Source organism: Microseira wollei NIES-4236 (genome assembly GCF_020521235.1).
GTDB classification, from domain to species: domain Bacteria; phylum Cyanobacteriota; class Cyanobacteriia; order Cyanobacteriales; family Aerosakkonemataceae; genus Microseira; species Microseira wollei.
Map to the genome: position 1 here is coordinate 1 of NZ_BLAY01000198.1, position 17,223 is coordinate 17,223.

The 17,223-nt window shown below is 44.4% G+C and carries 17 protein-coding genes and 1 pseudogene; 11 read left to right on the forward strand and 7 right to left on the reverse strand.

Annotation, left to right across the window (positions count from 1 at the left end; genetic code table 11):
- A partial coding sequence (locus MiSe_RS40605; RefSeq protein WP_226591508.1) for a hypothetical protein occupies positions 1 to 237 on the forward strand: 237 nt, incomplete at its 5' end.
- Here the strand turns inward: MiSe_RS40605 and MiSe_RS40610 are convergent.
- A complete protein-coding gene (locus MiSe_RS40610; protein ID WP_226591510.1) occupies positions 172 to 630 on the reverse strand; it encodes an EVE domain-containing protein in 459 nt (152 codons plus the stop codon). The genes MiSe_RS40605 and MiSe_RS40610 overlap by 66 nt on opposite strands.
- Positions 631 to 841: 211 nt before the next feature.
- On the opposite strand from MiSe_RS40610, the gene MiSe_RS40615 reads away from it, so the two are divergent.
- Entirely contained in the window at positions 842 to 1,282 is a 441-nt protein-coding gene (locus MiSe_RS40615; RefSeq protein ID WP_226591512.1) for a secondary thiamine-phosphate synthase enzyme YjbQ, read from the forward strand.
- Positions 1,283 to 1,673: 391 nt separating this feature from the next.
- Here MiSe_RS40615 and MiSe_RS40620 read toward each other — a convergent pair whose 3' ends face one another.
- The 3 genes and pseudogenes from MiSe_RS40620 to MiSe_RS40630 form a co-directional block, all read right to left on the reverse strand.
- Positions 1,674 to 1,904 (reverse strand): antibiotic biosynthesis monooxygenase family protein, encoded by a 231-nt coding sequence (locus tag MiSe_RS40620; RefSeq protein ID WP_226591541.1) that lies wholly within the window; start codon positions 1,902 to 1,904, stop codon positions 1,674 to 1,676.
- 461 nt (positions 1,905 to 2,365) lie between these two features.
- On the reverse strand, positions 2,366 to 2,848 hold the full coding sequence (locus MiSe_RS40625; RefSeq protein WP_226591514.1) for a GNAT family N-acetyltransferase: 483 nt from the start codon (positions 2,846 to 2,848) through the stop codon (positions 2,366 to 2,368).
- 155 nt (positions 2,849 to 3,003) lie between these two features.
- Positions 3,004 to 3,267 (reverse strand): annotated as a pseudogene (locus MiSe_RS40630) (ROK family protein); the annotation flags it as partial.
- 197 nt (positions 3,268 to 3,464) lie between these two features.
- On the opposite strand from MiSe_RS40630, the gene MiSe_RS40635 reads away from it, so the two are divergent.
- The 4 genes from MiSe_RS40635 (at position 3,465) to MiSe_RS40655 (ending at position 7,423) form a co-directional block, all read left to right on the forward strand.
- Entirely contained in the window at positions 3,465 to 4,250 is a 786-nt protein-coding gene (locus MiSe_RS40635) for a calcium-binding protein (RefSeq protein ID WP_226591518.1), read from the forward strand.
- 187 nt (positions 4,251 to 4,437) lie between these two features.
- Entirely contained in the window at positions 4,438 to 4,755 is a 318-nt protein-coding gene (locus tag MiSe_RS40640; RefSeq protein WP_226591520.1) for a hypothetical protein, read from the forward strand.
- Positions 4,682 to 6,646, forward strand: a complete 1,965-nt coding sequence (locus MiSe_RS52355; RefSeq protein WP_307731636.1) for a cyclase family protein — start codon at positions 4,682 to 4,684, stop codon at positions 6,644 to 6,646. Before MiSe_RS40640 ends, MiSe_RS52355 begins: the two co-directional genes overlap by 74 nt.
- 18 nt (positions 6,647 to 6,664) lie before the next feature.
- Positions 6,665 to 7,423, forward strand: a complete 759-nt coding sequence (locus MiSe_RS40655; protein ID WP_226591522.1) for a class I SAM-dependent methyltransferase — start codon at positions 6,665 to 6,667, stop codon at positions 7,421 to 7,423.
- Between the two features lie 82 nt (positions 7,424 to 7,505).
- Here MiSe_RS40655 and MiSe_RS40660 read toward each other — a convergent pair whose 3' ends face one another.
- Complete coding sequence (locus tag MiSe_RS40660; protein ID WP_226591524.1) at positions 7,506 to 9,104, reverse strand: helix-turn-helix domain-containing protein; 1,599 nt, start codon at positions 9,102 to 9,104, stop codon at positions 7,506 to 7,508.
- 457 nt (positions 9,105 to 9,561) lie between these two features.
- Here MiSe_RS40660 and MiSe_RS40665 point away from each other — a divergent pair, with 457 nt between their 5' ends.
- From MiSe_RS40665 to MiSe_RS40685, 5 genes are all read left to right on the forward strand, one after another.
- Positions 9,562 to 10,887, forward strand: a complete 1,326-nt coding sequence (locus MiSe_RS40665) for an ATP-binding protein (protein WP_226591526.1) — start codon at positions 9,562 to 9,564, stop codon at positions 10,885 to 10,887.
- 328 nt (positions 10,888 to 11,215) lie between these two features.
- A complete protein-coding gene (locus tag MiSe_RS40670) occupies positions 11,216 to 11,569 on the forward strand; it encodes a hypothetical protein (protein WP_226591528.1) in 354 nt (117 codons plus the stop codon).
- Between the two features lie 493 nt (positions 11,570 to 12,062).
- A complete protein-coding gene (locus tag MiSe_RS40675) occupies positions 12,063 to 12,509 on the forward strand; it encodes a tellurite resistance TerB family protein (protein WP_226591530.1) in 447 nt (148 codons plus the stop codon).
- A 66-nt stretch (positions 12,510 to 12,575) separates the two neighbouring features.
- Positions 12,576 to 12,995 carry an acyl-CoA thioesterase gene (locus MiSe_RS40680; RefSeq protein WP_226591532.1) on the forward strand — a complete coding sequence of 140 codons (420 nt, stop codon included), beginning with the start codon at positions 12,576 to 12,578 and terminating at the stop codon, positions 12,993 to 12,995.
- A gap of 640 nt (positions 12,996 to 13,635) precedes the next feature.
- Complete coding sequence (locus MiSe_RS40685; RefSeq protein WP_226591534.1) at positions 13,636 to 14,874, forward strand: glycosyltransferase family 2 protein; 1,239 nt, start codon at positions 13,636 to 13,638, stop codon at positions 14,872 to 14,874.
- Positions 14,875 to 14,956: 82 nt separating this feature from the next.
- Here MiSe_RS40685 and MiSe_RS40690 read toward each other — a convergent pair whose 3' ends face one another.
- Complete coding sequence (locus tag MiSe_RS40690; RefSeq protein WP_226591536.1) at positions 14,957 to 16,351, reverse strand: 2-succinylbenzoate--CoA ligase; 1,395 nt, start codon at positions 16,349 to 16,351, stop codon at positions 14,957 to 14,959.
- Positions 16,336 to 17,223 (reverse strand): o-succinylbenzoate synthase (locus MiSe_RS40695; protein WP_226591539.1); only part of this gene is annotated, 888 nt, incomplete at its 5' end. The genes MiSe_RS40690 and MiSe_RS40695, both read right to left, overlap by 16 nt.

Consider the following 17,223-nt stretch of genomic DNA (forward strand, 5'->3'; position numbering starts at 1 on the left):
CCGTGCCCCTACTATAACGACAATATACAATCTTTGGGGATAAATCAAAAGTTATCTATGCCGTGCCCCTACTATAACGACAATATACAATCTTTGGGGATAAATCAAAAGTTATCTATGCCGTGCCTCTACTATAACGACAATATACAATCTTTGGGGATAAATCAAAAGTTATCTATGCCGTGCCTCTACTATAATTTTATCAGCGATTGTTTCTGCCACTGGCATCACCGATAATCGATTCCCTCGCTTGACTACTAATAGCTCTTGGTCGCTAAACTCTTGTTTGAGTGTTTCTAAAGATAAAATTGTCGGGAAAGCTTCAACAAATTCCACTGCAACTGTCTGCCACCTTGGGGAATATTGAGTAGATTTTTCATCATAGTATTTACTGTTAAAATCGAACTGGGTCGGGTCTACAATATTAGTTTTGACAATCCGCATTAATCCGGCAATTCCTGGGGGTGTCGCGTTCGAGTGATAGAAAAAGGCTAAATCTCCTACTTTCATTTCTCGCAGGAAGTTGCGCGCTTGGTAATTGCGGACTCCTTCCCAAATCGTTTGATGTTCTCGCTGTAAGTCAGCAATGCTGTATACAGTAGGTTCTGATTTCATTAACCAATAATTCACGATAGCTTCCTCACTTAACGACTCTTTTTTAGAGTACTTAAATCTTGCACCTGCCCGACGACCCGCCCGCAAATCAATTTGCGGGCTAATAGCTCAAGTCCATTAAAATGGACTTAATGCTGTCGCCAGTCCTGTAAAAAAGGGATTTAAATCGCACCAAGTCAAGTACCATCTGATACAATGACAACTGACAACTAAGAACTAACTACTTATGCAGATTATAAATGAAATTGTTGAATTAGAAACCGATGCCGGAATCAACATTTATAATATTACGCCTGAACTGACAAAAATTCTAGAGGCTAGTGGGATCAAAACGGGGCAGGTTTTAGTGTTTTCTCGTCACACGACAACAGCTTTGGCGATTAATGAATATGAGGAAAGGTTGCTCGAAGATATTAAAGTATATCTGAGAAAGTTAGCGCCGGAATCGGATAAGTACTTGCATAACGACCTGCATTTAAGAACAAATATCCCGCCGGATGAACCGATGAATGCTCACTCGCACTTGATGGCGATGACTTTGAGTACGAGTGAAGTAATTCCGGTTGTAGATGGTCAATTGGGTTTGGGAACTTACCAATCTGTGTTATTTTTTGATTTGGATGGGCCGAGAAAAAGAACTGTGTTTGTGCAGATTAGTGGGGTGTAAGAGATCCCCCTAAATCCCCCTTAAAAAGGGGGACTGGCAATTTGACGATCTAAATCCCCCTTAAAAAGGGGGACTGGCAATTTGAGGAGCTTAATTTCGCTTAAAAAGGGGGACTGGCAATTTGAGGAGCTTAATTTCGCTTAAAAAGGGGGACTGGCAATTTGACGATCTGAATCCCCCTTAAAAAGGGGGACTGGCAATTTGACGATCTGAATCCCCCTTAAAAAGGGGGACTGGCAATTTGAGGAGCTTAATCTCGCTTAAAAAGGGGGACTGGCAATTTGAGGAGCTTAATCTCGCTTAAAAAGGGGGATTTAGGGGGGTCTCAATCTCCCTTTTTAAGACCGACGTACCGCATCCATTTTCCCATATAATGAAAATTCAGGGAGTATCATGGACACTCAGATCCAGAGTTAAACAAAACGCTTTCATAATGCTCCACAGTGGGAAATAGATCGTAGAAGTGGTGGAGTAGGGAGCGCCACTCTTGATATTTTGGCGATGCTCGAAATCCAACCGTATGGTCTTCTAATTGCTGCCAACGTACAAGCAGAATATAACGATTTGTAGTTTCTAGACATCGTTGAAGCTCATGGGAGATATAGCCTGACATAGAAACAATATCGGACTGATTAGCTTTCTTGCAAGCTTGCTAATTGCTAATTGCTAATTGCCCCTACAGGTCGTAATTATGATGCAACGGTCAACGATATTACTGGCAGCTTTGTTTCTGATTCCACTTCATGGGGGGTGTAGAAAACATTGTTGATGACTTGGATGACAAACCCCAGCATTAAACCAAAAACTAAGCCGACAACGACTATTAAAACATTAGAGAACTGCAGCCAAAAGCGCGGAGCAACCGCGTTTAGAGCAGAGGCAGAGCATAACTGTAAAAATTGTTGAAACCTGGCGATCGCGATTGGGTATCCTTAATTTAAAATTCGTTAGGACTTACGCTCATATTCCCGGTTTCTATGAAAAATCGTTGGGAAAGGCAACCAGAGATATGCCTCCCTTCCGCTTCGCGAACGACGGTCGAAACCGGGTTTCTGGCAACGCCTTTGCATAAGTCCTGATTCGTCAAAGTGACTCCAATTCTACCAGCATTTCTATCGTGCTAACCCGAAAGCCGCAGGAGGAAAACAACCGCCGCGCCGATTCGTTAACCGCATCGAGATCGAGCCGAATTTGTTTGACTCCCCTGAGCTTAAATTGGTCAATGCTTTCCATGACCATTTGTCGCGCGATTCCACTGCGGCGATATTCTTCTTCCACCCAAAGGTCGTGAATAAAAGCATATTCTTTTAAACGATAGATGGGTATTTCTTTCTCTACCGTTGCTACTATAAATCCAACTAATTTGCCCGGTTGTTCGGGTGCAGAGGCGACTAGGAAAACGCTGCGTTCGTTCATCGCCAATCTTTTCAACCATCCCTCGTAACGCTGTTCTGGATTGGGTAAAAATCCATATTTCGCCTCATTCCAAGTTTCATGCAACGCACAAATCTTGGCAACCATCGGCAAAATGGCGGCAACATCAGCGGGTGTAGCAGGACGAATCATAGCAGGTGAGCGGGTGAGCAGGCGGGTAGGTGAGAATTTTTGGGGCGGGTTTTACCAATAACTTTCAAACTCTAACAGACAGCTTGGCTAAACCCGCCTCTCTCAAGACGCAATCAACCAGACAGGATATCAGATGCTAGTGCCACCGCACCGGTATTTTCCCATCCTTCAACCTGGTGGGATAAACGTACCGTGCCGGTGGTAGCATCGACTGAGCCACCGAAACTGACGCCTATAGCAGCGGGTGTTTCGTTTTGTAAAAGGTCGCTCGCGAGCGATCGCATTATCTCCATATCCGTCCTAAAATTCGGATTAGGCGGCGAGAGGGCGCGTTTGTGAGCCATCCACTGTTTTTCACCTAAATTTAGTCAAGCGGCGCCGTGCTTGGTTCCGCCAAACTCTAAAGCTAAGATTTTCACCTCTTCCCCCTATCCCCCTCTCCCCCTCTGCTGAGAGGGGGAAAAATAACTGCTGTAAGTTCTGTTTTTAATATGCCTGCAACCTTCCAGGACAATCGCTTAACGTCTAGTTTTTTCCACAATTTTTTTATCTGGCTCTAAAATTTTTCCAAAAAGCCTTTATAATTGATGTGCTTTTACAGGAAAAGGTAATAAATATGCCAGCAAATTTTCCTTTTTTTGACTTAACTCCCGAAGTTGACAATTTTACGATTACTTCAGGGCTACTAAGCACGCTGCCGGGTGGGTTACGGGGTTTGGCAGGAAACGATACAATAACGGGTTCATCGGACGGAGATTTGGTATTGGGCGGTGCTGGCAACGACAGTCTTTTAGGTGCTGCGGGTAACGATAGCCTATTTGGTGGTGAAGGGAACGATAACATTTTTGCACAAGCTAACAATGACATCCTCAACGGTATGCAAGCAGATGATTTTATCAATGGCGGAGATGGAGATGACTTGCTCCGGGGTGGCAAAGGTGATGACTATTTAATTGGTGGAAATGGTAACGATACTTTAATTGGCGATAGGGGTGTCAATATAAATGTTGGCGGCGCAGGTAGTGATGTGTTTGTATTCAGACAGGATTTGCTTTTGGGCAATACAAGCGATACAATTACCCAAACTGTCCCACAGCTGATTCTCGACTTCGATCCATCGAGTGACTCTATTGGACTTAGCGGAGGACTGTCAGCGAACCAACTTACATTTAGTACAGAGACATTACCTTCCGCTCAAGTTTATGGCCTTTTTGTAGGTTCGGGTCGGGGAACAAGGTTCATCAACGAGGGTCTGATTACACCTACATCTTTCGATCGTGATGGGAATGGTTCGACAGAAGTTACCTTGATTAGGGTCGGTGCAAATGGGCCGTTTGTGGCTAGCGTTATTGATGTAACCCAAGATCAAATTACGAGTCGTTTTATTACAGTGAATATCTAGGGAAAACCTCTCCCCCCAAACCCACTCTCTGTTCTATAAGCGGCACTAGAAACCCGGTTTTTTCAAAAAACCGGGTTTCTGGCAAAAGTTGATCAAAAAACCGCATCAAAAATTTTGGCTACGCAGGATGCTGTTTTAGATTATACAATAAAGCGCTCCCGACGACCCGCTGGGCGGGGAAGTTTTAATGGTAGATTTAGTTACTCTAGATCCAAATCGAGCCAGAGAGGCAGAAACTGTCTCAACAGCAACGAAGTCAGAAAGACAGGATGGTGAATTAGTAGAAGCAACCGGCTGGATAATGAATGAAAAAGGCTCGCGTTGTTCTCGTTGCATCTACATCGGCAACGCTGGATTTGATGCAATCAAGAAAATCGCGTTTTTGTCAATAGAAATTTTCCCTAAGGGGATGCAGTTTCCCGGTGATTCTAATGAAAGTTCTATCAAACTTACTCGACTCGATCGAATCTTACCTACAAAGATCGGTAGCCCCGATAGCCAATAAAATAGATAGGGATTCAGACACTTTATTTCAAGCGCTCCAAGGTCTGGGCGAATTGGGCGTCCTGGCACTGAGAATTCCGACCGAGTGGAACGGTGCGGGAGCGAATGAAGAAACCTTTCAATCTTTTCAAGAATTAGTTGCCCGATATTCCGGTGCTTTAGCTTTCTTGCAGGTGCAACACCAAAGTGCTGCCGGTATGATCTTTGAAGGTCGAAACTCCTCGCTGATGCAAGCATATCTTCCCCGCATGAGTAACGGTGAGGTTTTGCTAGGCATTGGTTTTTCTCAACTGCGACGGGAAGGCGACCCAGTTATTTTAGCCCTTCCCGTAGATGGCGGTTATTTGCTCAACGGATTTGTGCCTTGGGTGACGGGATGGGGTTTATTTCAAGAGTTTATTGTTGCCGCTAGTTTACCCGATGGTCGGGCTGTTTTTGGGATCGTGCCGCTGGTGGAAACTTATCAAGAAACAGGCGGTAATATTACCTTCAGTCAGCCGATGGAACTGGCGGCGATGACATCGACGAATACGGTAACTGCTACCCTGAAAAATTGGTTTTTAACTGACGATATCATCGTTTCTATCAAACCTCCGGGTTGGATACATGAAAATGATAAAAAAAACGTCTTGCGCTCAACTTTTCTAGCAATGGGATGCGCCAGATCCGGACTTGATATTCTAGAAAACACTTTACAAAATAAATCCCTGCCGTTTATTCCTAAAGCTTTTGACTCTCTCACTCAGGAACTTTCTCGCTGTCGAACTGCTATTAAAGCAGCCGAAAAAAATCCCAGCTTTACTTTAGATGAAAAACTCCAACTTCGCGCCCAAGCAATTGATTTAGCAGGACGTTGCGCCCATGCAGCAGTGACCGTTTCTAGCGGTGCAGCTAATTATATTAACCACCCGGCACAACGAGTTTATCGAGAAGCTTTGGTTTTTACTGTCACGGGTCAAACAACCGCAGTAATGGAAGCGACATTAAAACAATTAACTCAGAAGAATCCAGAGGCAGAGCCTCCTTACTATCGCTCCCAGGCTCAGCCTGGGAGCGAGTTGACACTAGAGGCAGAGCCTCCCTACTATCGCTCCCAGGCTCAGCCTGGGAGCGAGTTGACTCCCTCCCAGGCTCAGCCTGGGTACGAGGGTAGGGAGGGTCTGCCGACCGCTGGTGAAAAAAGCATTACTTACTCAAAAGTTATCGATTTAAGTCATATCATTGACCCCGATATTCCTCAATGGCCTGGTGACCCAAAAGTCGAATTTGAAACTATCGCAGAAATCGCCAAAGATGGCTATTATTTGCGGCGGTTTTCCCTTGGAGAACATAGTGCAACTCATATGAATGCACCCAATAGTTTTCACGCTTCAGGTGTTGGAATTGATGCCTATTCTGCTGAGTCGTTAATTGTTCCGGCGGTAGTCATCGATATCCGCGCAAAAACGATGGTTGATTCCGATTATGAGTTAGCGATCGCAGATATCCTATCCTGGGAACAACAATACGGTCAAATTCCGGCGGGGATCGTGGTGCTATTATATACAGGCTGGCAACAAAAGTGGTCTGACAGTCAAGCTTTTTTAAACCAAGATGCTGATGGAAACCTTCATTTTCCAGGCTTTAGCAGCGAGGCGACGCAATTTTTGCTGCGAGCGCGTCAAATAGCCGGTGTTGGAATAGATACACACGGCGTAGATGCGGGTTTGAATGCAACATTTGCCACAAACCGCCTGGTACTAGAAAAACCCCGCATTGTATTGGAAAATTTGACTAATTTAGATCAACTGCCACCAAAAGGTACTACTTTGGTAATTGGTGTCTTGCGTCTTAAAGGTGGTTCGGGTTCTGCCGCTGCTGTACTCGCCTTTGTTAGAAACAATCAGGACTGAAGTCCTTACTACGAACGAATGCGCGCAATTATCCTCAGCTTTATCATCCTGCTGTTAGTAGTGAGGACTTTAGTCCTCAATCCTGCTTTTGCACTTGCTACGAGTTTGATTGCAGATACTAATGTTATTTATCAACAGCGAGTTAAGCATAGTACTGATGGCATTGGCAAATTCTACATGAATCGAGAAATTGCTAAAGTCATGGGACACCAGGTAGCGGGGTGGTTAGAAAGACCGACGCGAGGTTTTGAAGAACGCCCCAGACTTGCGATCGACGCGCTGAATTTACAGCCGACGGATATAGTAGCAGATATCGGTGCAGGAACGGGTTATTTTAGCTTTCGCATTGCATCTTTAGTCCCGCAAGGAAAGGTACTCGCCGTCGATATTCAACCGGAAATGCTCGATATTCTGGACTCGTTAAAACAAGAGAAAAATATTACCAATGTTGAGCCAATTTTAGGCAGCATTACTTCTCCCAATCTCCCACCCGATACGATTGACCTGGCCTTCATGGTGGATGCTTACCACGAATTTGAATATCCGTTTGAGATGATGTCAGAGGTAGTCAAGGCGCTGAAACCAGGCGGACGAGTTATTTTAGTCGAATATCGGGGTGAAAATCCTTTTATTCCGATTAAAGCGCTGCATAAAATGACTCAAATACAAGTCAAGAAAGAAATGTCAGCAGTAGGTTTAGTTTGGAAAGAAACGCAAGAATTTTTACCTCAGCAGCATTTCATGGTATTTGAGAAAAAGGTAATGGCTAATGGCTAATGGCTAATGGCTAATGGCTAATGGCTAATAGTCAAAAGACTCACCTTCGACAATTAGCAATTAGCAATTAGCCAGCAATTAATCAAGCCAAACCTAGAACTTTTCGCAGCAACATTTGATCTTCAAATTTGGCAGATAAGCGCCCTTTTTCTAAGTCCCGAACCCAACTTTGGCTTTTGCCTGTGAGTTTGGCTAAGTCTCGCTGACTGATGCCCTGGTTTTTTCGGGCTGCCATAATTTGTTCGGCTAAAAGAACTGAGCGTTCTTTTGACTTGGTTTTTTTGCCGCTAGGGGTTCGTTTCTTTTTCTCGCCCTCTCCTGCGTATTCCCAGTCGGGGGGAATTTCAAACCACGAAATGCGGGCATTCATTAACAAATTCCACTTGCCGCGAGGTCCCGCATCGGTGATGCGCGTGTCGTTATTGGCATCGTTAATCCAGAAATCTAAGGCGTCGTCGCCATCCTCTGGAAGGTCGCCTAATTTTGCCCAGAGGGGTTGTATTTCTGGGGGGTAAGTAACGGGATCGAATACGGGTTTTAAACCGTGGTTATGGAGACATTCTAAATCGCTTTCAAACGCCCGCAATAACCGCTTGCGTTCTTCGCGTTTTTGCGAGGCTAAGGCGACTTTTTCTTCGCCATAGGCTATTCGCATTAAAGTTGGCACGGTGATGCGCTGCTCTTTGCCCATTTTGGTTTTAAATAGCAGCCACAACATGATGCGGGCAGCGCCTTCATGTTGCTGCCAGATGCTCATAACGTTGGTTAAAAGCGATTTGGGCAAGACGCCATACTGATAAAAAGCGGTTTGCTCTTTACACGCTTGTTTGTTCAAGAAATACTGTGCCCAAATACCAGCCCGAACTTTGAAAGTTAAGCCGATTAGATGTTTGCACCCCAACTCGTCGGCTTGGAAGTGGTATTGAATTTCTACTAGGTGCCACAGGTGATTTGGTGAGGTTGAGAATCCGTTGATTTTACCTTGTTTGGGCCAATGAATTTCACCTGTAATTAGGCAAGGTTGTTCGGCTAGTTCTCGGATTAGAGATAGTTTGAAGGATTTGCTTAAGTCCTTGCGTTTCTCCAATCCTAAATATTCCTCGATTTGGCGATCGCTAATCAAAAATTCCTGCTCCCACGGCTTTTCCAGGGTGGTAGCGTGGGCAGCATAGATCAGGTGCATACAAGCTGCCCTGATATCAAGCGATTCTATCTCTAACACGGCTTTCTCGCCGCTGAGGGGGGGCGTATCGTTGGCGATGCTATCGCTAATTCGGTATGCGATCGCTCCTCGACCTCCATTAACTTCCCGCTCGTAATATGGCGCCCCCACTTCATCCACCTTCCAAGGTAGCGATTGTCCCTGTGCCAAAAGGTTGCAAAGTTCCCATATCACCATCGCCGACGCAAAGGGATTATTTTTCCCATTGGCAAATAAGTTGGGACTTGTTATTGGTCTGGCATCGGCTTTATATCGTCCCTTTTTTGGCTCCGATGGCACCGGACATTCAATTGGACAAAACGCCAAACATTGCGGTTCTGGATAATAACCCTCGCAGTTGTTACAAAGACTAGGGTCTATCCAATATTCTTCGCCGCCTTCCACTTTGATTGCACCCGTAGGACAATGGGTACGGCAGCTATCACAACCTAAACAGCAGCCAGGTATTTTGTAAGCCATACTCCAAACTTCTTTCCTTGCTAATTGGTATTTTGCAAGCTTGTTTCCAGTCTCCCTCCGATTTGCTTACCTTTTAAGGTAAGCTTCTGCACGGCTAAAATTTTAGTTTTTGCCGTGCAGCTCCATGCCTTCCTTGTCAAACCCTTACATCGTTGTTAGGGTTGCTCTAGGTTTTTCACCTAGACGGTTATTGAGAATTTTTCTAAAATTACTAAAGCATTCCTATCTTTTCTGTTCACAATAATCTATTTAATACTATTTTTATTGCTCTTATTTCTGTTCACTACGAGCATCTTTACATAACTTTAATTTGGCGTAATAAATATTCTCTCAATCTTTTTAATTTTTTAATATTTCCGCTCCAGCTTTATACGAAGTATAATTTTTGGTTGATAGAATAAAAATTAAAAATTGAAATCGGGAAGATTTGGGTTAGTTTTGCTCTAAAATGCCAATCATGTCTTCGTTTGATGCTAGTGCGATCGCTTCCATCCAGTTCCTCCAGCGCCAAGCGGCGTCCCTGTTGCTGTACCAGTCGGTTCTCTTCGGGGAAGTCGGTGGCAGCTTTCTCGACTTATTGCAAACCCTGCGACACCGAGATCGGGATGGATTGAGTTATCTTCAAGCTTACGGTCGCTGGTTTAGAGCTGCTGCGGCGGTGCGTCAAAGCTGGCAAGATTATCTGATGATGCAAATTCTTCTCAACGATAATCCTTTTACCCAACAAGTCCAGCAAACGGAATTAGAGAATTTACCACCCGCTTTAGTCGCCGCAGCACAGCAGGATCTGCAAGCGTTGCAAAGTCTCTACGAATGCAGCGGTACTCAACTGAGTCATTGGGTACAGGAAGCGTCCGGACTGCCTTTAGCACCCGTCGCCTGGTATCAGGAACAGAATGAGACAACCACGCCATCCCAGGAAGAAGCAAAAATTATCAACTCGCTGCAACAATTGGAAAATTGGGCAGATGGGTTGGAAGATTTAGCAGCTTATTACCGACAGTGCGGCACGGGTTTATTTGCCAAGTATCGCGCGTTGCGCTGGGTGTCGGGACAGTTGGTAGGCATCGGGCACCCCGATCCGGTACAGTTAACCGAGTTATTCGCTTACGAGTCCCAGCGAGATGCGCTCCTGAAGAATACCGAGTTTTTACTCGCAGGATATCCCGCTTTGCACGTATTGCTTTATGGCAGTCGCGGGTCGGGGAAATCTTCCTTGGTGAAAGGGTTGTTGAATAAGTATAGATCTGGCAATCTCCGGTTAATCGAAGTTGCCAAATCCGACTTGAAAGATTTACCGCAAATTGTGGATTCGTTGCGCGGCGTTCCCCAGAAATTTATTATTTTTGTCGATGACCTTAGTTTTGAAGAAGATGACGATGGGTTTAAAGCTTTAAAAGTGGTTTTAGAAGGCAGCGTCACCGCGCGTCCGCCAAATGTGGTAGTGTATGCAACTTCTAACAGGCGGCATTTGATTCGCGAGTTTTTTGACGATCGACCCCGTCCCAGCGAGCGCGAAGAAATCCACGCCTGGGATACGATGCAGGAGAAACTTTCGTTTAGCGATCGCTTTGGTTTAACCCTCACCTTTGAACCCGCCGATCAAAACGCCTATTTAACCATTGTCCGCAATTTAGCAGCCCAAGCAGGAATTAATCTTACCCAAGAAGATTTAGACGCTCGTGCCTTACAATGGGCAACCCGCCATAACGGTCGCTCTGGAAGAACGGCGCGACAATTTGTTGATTTTCTTAAAGCAGAGTTGGCACTTGCTGAGCGGTAATTTGTAGGAATTGCTAAAATAAAAAATAATAGGCTAAATATCCGGAATTGGGCAGTGCAAAGACGAAGCATAATATAGAGTCTAAATCAATCAAGACTCGCTCTCAATCATAATATTCAGCAAGGCCATTTAGAGCGCTAAGAGAATTCATTAGATTTGCCCTTATACAGATGCTTGCAGCCGTACCTCATACGGGGAAAGTTTGTGCAGCATCAGCATTAATGCCCTACACAAACTCAGGCTGTTGGCTGTACCTAAAGCTTCTTGAAATCCGCTATAAAATTGCCTCCCCTGAGCTGGTTAGAGCAAGCATAAGGAGGTTAGCAACATGAAAACCAGAATTTTATCCCTGACCGCGCTACTGCTTTCAGTCGGAATAGCTGCTCCTGCAATGGCTCAAATTCCAAACAGTTCCTTTGGTTCATTACAAAAGCATCATCCAGATTTTTTTGAGCAAGGACGGCAGCAGTTTGAGCGAGAAATTAGTCGGATTCAGCAACAACCCAAAGATTGCGCTCCCATCTTAATCATCCGCGACATAGCGCCGATGCCACCGGATTTCAATCCTTTTGTTACAGAAGATCCCAGCAAGTCACCAAATCAAACTGCTAGCACCAACCAGGAGCAAGCTGCTAGCACCAACCAGGAGCAAGTGCCTGCAAATATGCAGCCAAATAATTAGGCGCGAGCTAATCTAAATAACTCAAGTTGCTAGTTACATCGAGCCAAAGAAACTTTGGCGATCTGAAAAATCGTGGGTAATACAGGGAGAAATATACTCAGAAACCGGGTTGATGACGCTAAAGAAACTTTGGTGATCTGAAAAATCGTGGGTAATACAGCGAGAAATCTACTCAGAAACCGGGTTTCTGAATCTGGGTAATTGCCAAGACGGCAAAAGCATTGTAATCCAATTACCCATTAGCTATTACTAATTACGACTGCCACAACTTATAACTAGCAACTTGAGTTACTAACTCAAGTTGCTAGTTATCTCTCTGGGAGCGGCTAATGGCTAATGGCGTTCCCAGGCAGTCGCCAGGGAACTCGGCGAAATCAGTAAAAATCCTATATTAGCAATTAGCAATTAGCAATTAGCAACGCCAAAGTTTATAACTAGCAACTTGAGTTACTATGTAATATTGACAAGATGATTCCACAAAAAGGAAACTACAATGGGCTTGTTCGATAAAATCAGCGGCGGTCGCAGGTCAACCCAAACAACCTTGGGACCTGCCGAAGCATTTGCTGCAATCGCATTAGTTGCCGTAGCCGCAGACGGTTACATGACCGATTCGGAAGCGCGAGTTATTAGCACCAGTTTATCTCGAATGCAGCTGTTCAGGAGCTATCCGGACGACGTGATGCGAAAAATGATCGATCGACTCTTGAGTATTCTGCAACGGGATGGTGTTGATGTGCTATTTAATGCTGCGATCGCTACACTTCCAGACGATTTAAAAGAAACAGCTTTTGCCGTAGCAACTGATATCATTTTATCTGATGGTGAAGTGACTGATGAGGAAGAAAATCTTTTGAACGACCTGCATCACCTTTTAGAAATACCAGAAGAAACAGCCATCAAAATTATCGATGTGATGCTGATAAAAAACAAAGGTTAGAAGTTTTCTGGTGAGAGCGATCGCATAGGGTGGGCATTCCCCACCTTTTAGCCATAATACCATCAAATGCCATTCACTTATACTCGAACTATCCGCTTTCAAGATACCGATGCGGCTGGTGTGGTTTACTTCGCTAACGTGCTAGCCATGTGTCACGAAGCTTATGAAGCATCCCTCGCTGCATCGGGGATTAATCTTAAGTTGTTTTTCAGCAATCAAGCAGTTGCTATTCCGATTGTTCACGCTAGTGTAGATTTTTTTCGCCCTATGTTTTGCGGCGAGCAGATAAATATTTACTTAACTTCAAAACAATTAACGCGGGAGAAATTTGAAACTGTTTATCAAATTGTTATGGCAGAGTCAGAGCAGTTAGTTGCTAAAGCAATTTCCAGACACGTTTGTATCGATCCTATTGGCAGAACTAGAAAACAAATACCGGCAGAAATGATGCAATGGTTGCACCAGTGGGAAGAAACAGAGGATTGATATGATGTCCGGCAAATAGCCCTTAATTAAAACTCTCCGCTTCCCCGTGTCCCCGCGTCTGGGCGTCAGCCCTAACTATGGGTATTCAAGCGGACATGATATGAGAGGGTGTTTGAAAAGTATTCGCTCCCCCAGCGCCAGCTTAAAAAGCGGCATTTAGGGGAATCTAAACAGCAATTAATGTAATATAAATTACTTTTCATCCCCGCTCTGAAATTGAATTTATGTATGAAAAAATACAAGGTGTTTATCAATACCAAAAACTCTGTTTCATATCGCCTCTGAAACATATAAAAATCTATCTGTAGACGGATATAAATAATCTATCTATAGCTAGGTTTATCAAAGTTCATTGTTACTAATAATCAAGTAGTAACTCAAGTTGCTAGTTATCTCATGCATAGCAATGGAAGCTAATGGCTCATGGCTAATGTCAGTAAAAATCCTATATTAGCAAGCTTGCAAGCTTGCAAGCTTGCAACGCCAAAGTTTATAACTAGCAACTTGCGTTAGTAATTGCGAATGTCTTGACAGGTGAATTGGGTATAGGATAAGGGAAAAATTTTGAGCGTCGGCTTAAATTGCCAATTTAGGCTGGCAACATGTCAAGGTCTACTATCGATTTGCCGAGGGTTAAACCATGCATCTACTTGTGAATATTGTCCTATTGGTAATCGCCATTGGAATTGGAGTTCCGATTGCGGTTCTTTTGATCGAATGCAGTGCAGCATTGTTGCCCGATGGAGGTGAAAAATGGGATGCTGGGGGGGATCGTCCTCGTGTTGCTGTATTGATTCCAGCGCACAATGAAGCAGCAGACATTCAGACAACCCTCTTGACAATAATGCCACAGTTAACAGAGCTAGACCGGGTGGTAGTGATAGCGGATAATTGCACTGATGAAACAGCTGCGCTCGCCCGTGCATCTGGTGCGAAGGTAATCGAAAGAATTAATCCCGATGTGAGGGGAAAAGGGTACGCCCTAGATTATGGTCTGCGCTTCATCAAATTAGATCCACCCGATGTAGTTGTAGTAATCGATGCCGACTGTATCGTTCATACTGGCACAATCGATCGGATTGTCCGACAAGCAATGGCATTAAACCGACCTGTCCAAGCAACCTATCTGATGAAACAAAAAGACAATCCGGGATTGAAAGATTCGATCTCGATGTTAGCAATCAAGGTGAAGAATTTAGTCCGTTTTCGGGGTTTACAGCGACTGGGATGCCCGGTATTGTTAACAGGATCGGGTATGGCTTTTCCCTGGTCGGCGATTTCCAAAGTCTGTTTAGCTGGTGGTAAAACTGCTGATGATATGCAGTTATCTGTGGATTTAAGTATCGCTGGATATCCCCCAGCATTTGCCCAGGAGGCTGAAATAACCGGGCGTCTGATGAAACAGGAAGCTGCCAAAAGTCAAAGGACGCGATGGGAACACGGTCATTTAGAGATTATACTGACACAAATTCCTTTGTTGCTAAAAGAATCTGTTCGCCAGAGACGCTTTGATTTGTTAGCGATCGCACTAGATTTGTCCATACCCCCACTTTCCCTGTTAGTCGTAATCTGGACGGCTGCTATAGGGGTAGCATTATTAGCAGGGGTATTAGGAGCATCATGGATTCCAACTAATTTCTTAGCAATAGAAGGTCTTCTGATTTTCGTTTCGATTGTGGGGAGTTGGGCTAAGTTCGGGTACGACGAATTACCAGCACTAACGCTTTTAGCTGTACCTTTTTACATTCTTTGGAAAATTCCACTTTATCTAGCTTTTCTGATGCAGCGTCAGACAACTTGGAGTCGAACCGAGCGAGATATCGTTGATACTCCAGAAATTGGGAGCGACGAACTTTTAACCCGTGGAATTCAAAGGTGACTTATTAGCTAACGCAAGTTGCAAGCTTGCTAATTGCTAATGGCTAATTGCGATCTCTAGGAGCCATTAGCCATTGAGATAATTAGCAACTTGAGTTAGCTATTAGCCCCATTGACAGTTTTTTTAGTTTTTCCCGGTTCACCTTTCCTTGTGCATTGCGCGGCAAACTTTCAACCGGAAACCAATATTTAGGTCGCTTGAATTTGCACAATTTATCCTCAAGCGCTGTTTTTAAAATATCCGTTGAAACTTTGGGATGTTTGGGAATGTAAATCGCTGTTACCACTTGACCCCAATGGCGATCTGGTAATCCAATTACGCAGACATCGATCACTAAATTAGTCGATTGAATCGCTGCTTCTACCTCTGATGGAAATACATTTTCACCGCCGGTAATAATTTTATTACTGTTGCGTCCGATAATATGTAAATAACCTTTTTCGTCAAAATATCCTAAGTCATCTGGTTGAAAAGTTGTTTTTATTTGGTTTTCTTCTGGATAATAACCTAAAAATAAAGACTTAGATTTAATCGCAATATTTCCTGTATTTCTTGGAGCTAATATTTCGCCTTTAGCGCTGCAAATTGTCACCGTTACATGAGGTAAAACTTGTCCGCAGCTATTATTACCCTTGAGAAAATCATCGGGTTTTAGCGTCACAATTTGCGAGGCGGTTTCTGTCATGCCGTAGGTAGGTGCTAACCGAATGCGGTAGTTTCTTGCGGTTTCCAGAAGTTCGGTCCAAGCGGGTGCGCCTCCTAATAATACTGTGGCAAATTCAGATAACCATTTAGATTCTTGTTGCAGCAGGCGTTGGAGTTGGGTTGGAACTAGGGAAATAAAATATTCGGCTGGTTTGATATCAGTTTTATTGCCTAATTCTAGCGCTTTAAATGGTAAAATAACTAAACGCCCGCCTGTGGCGAAGGAACGCATAAATTGCATTAAACCGCTGACGTGATAAAGCGGCAAAACGCAAAAAGAATTGACTTGTTTTACATCAAAATACTGCTTAAATCCCCTAAGGGATGCGATTAAAGTTTCCCAGGTATGAATGGCAAATCGAATCTTGCCCGATGAGCCTCCGGTGGGAATCATTATTGGGGCATGGGTAATGGGTAATGGGTAATTGGTAATGGGTAATGAATGCCCAAATAATTTGCTCTGTGCTTGTGCTTCTTGTCCTAAAATTAGGTCTGGTTGGACTAATTCAAAGACTTGTTGCCATTCGGATTCTACCCAATCGGGGTTACAGAGAAATACTGGACAATTGGCAGCAGTGGCGGCGATGAATCCGGCTATAAATTTGATGGGGTTGCGTTCAGCTAAAATAATTTTGGGCGGCGCGTCGCGATGGGATTTCTCTTTTAAGTGCAAATATAATTCAACAGCTTGTTGGGTAAATTCCCGGCTGTCATAACCGATTAACCAATCTTCATCCCCACGCTGTTTTAAATCAATTAAGAGTTGTTCCATAATTGCCAGATCCAAGTTGCTTCATCTTCTGCAAAGAAGTGGTTGACGCCAAAACCAATCGCCCGATGCGGGTGAGAAAGAAGCGCGGCAAGTTGCAATGCTGCTTGTCTGCCTATTGCAGTTTCAAATACAGAAGAGTATACCGCATCGATATTGTATTTTTGGCAAAACTGACGCAAGCGAGAAGGGGAACCTGCGATCGCAGGTTTTATGACAAAGATTCCCCGCCACCCCAATCGATAACAAGCTTGCATTTGGTCGATAGTTGCTACGGATTCATCTAAAGCGATCGCACAACAATACCGAGTACTTAAATCCAGCATGTCGCTGACTTGGTTATCCGGCAAAGGTTGTTCTAAAAATTCGATTTGAGGAATGCGATCGCACTCTTGTAACCATGCGTTTGCTTGCTGCCAATTTAACCCTCCATTGGCATCTAATCGCAGTTTGGCTGATTTTGGTAATGCCCCAACAAGTTGGTGAAAAATCTTCAATTCCTCTTGAATTGGAGAAACACCAATTTTCCATTTAAACGTGCGGTATCCCTGATTCCAGAGAATTTCCCATTGCTGTAACGCCGCTTCCCCAGCTGGTAATAAGCCACTGTAGGCGATTTTAGAGTTTAGATTGGGGATTTTAGATGGAAAATCGGCATCTTTTTCTGGGGCAGGCGAGACGCCTGCCCCACAAGGCGCCCCACAAGGCGCCCCACAAGAAGCCTGCCCCACAAGCCATATGCTTTGTATTGTGGGGTGGGCATCTTGCCCGCCCCATCTGGTTTGTCTTGTGGGGTGGGCATCTTGCCCGCCCCATCTGGTTTGTCTTGTGGGGTGGGCATCTTGCCCGCCCCATCTGGTTTGTCTTGTGGGGTG

Coding starts and splice junctions, on each gene's coding strand:
- MiSe_RS40615 (WP_226591512.1), top strand. CDS start 842: ATGCAGATTATAAATGAAATTGTTGAATTAGAAACCGATGCCGGAATC.
- MiSe_RS40625 (WP_226591514.1), bottom strand. CDS start 2,848: ATGATTCGTCCTGCTACACCCGCTGATGTTGCCGCCATTTTGCCGATG.
- MiSe_RS40635 (WP_226591518.1), top strand. CDS start 3,465: ATGCCAGCAAATTTTCCTTTTTTTGACTTAACTCCCGAAGTTGACAAT.
- MiSe_RS40640 (WP_226591520.1), top strand. CDS start 4,438: ATGGTAGATTTAGTTACTCTAGATCCAAATCGAGCCAGAGAGGCAGAA.
- MiSe_RS52355 (WP_307731636.1), top strand. CDS start 4,682: ATGAAAGTTCTATCAAACTTACTCGACTCGATCGAATCTTACCTACAA.
- MiSe_RS40655 (WP_226591522.1), top strand. CDS start 6,665: ATGCGCGCAATTATCCTCAGCTTTATCATCCTGCTGTTAGTAGTGAGG.
- MiSe_RS40660 (WP_226591524.1), bottom strand. CDS start 9,104: ATGGCTTACAAAATACCTGGCTGCTGTTTAGGTTGTGATAGCTGCCGT.
- MiSe_RS40665 (WP_226591526.1), top strand. CDS start 9,562: ATGTCTTCGTTTGATGCTAGTGCGATCGCTTCCATCCAGTTCCTCCAG.
- MiSe_RS40670 (WP_226591528.1), top strand. CDS start 11,216: ATGAAAACCAGAATTTTATCCCTGACCGCGCTACTGCTTTCAGTCGGA.
- MiSe_RS40675 (WP_226591530.1), top strand. CDS start 12,063: ATGGGCTTGTTCGATAAAATCAGCGGCGGTCGCAGGTCAACCCAAACA.
- MiSe_RS40680 (WP_226591532.1), top strand. CDS start 12,576: ATGCCATTCACTTATACTCGAACTATCCGCTTTCAAGATACCGATGCG.
- MiSe_RS40685 (WP_226591534.1), top strand. CDS start 13,636: ATGCATCTACTTGTGAATATTGTCCTATTGGTAATCGCCATTGGAATT.
- MiSe_RS40690 (WP_226591536.1), bottom strand. CDS start 16,351: ATGGAACAACTCTTAATTGATTTAAAACAGCGTGGGGATGAAGATTGG.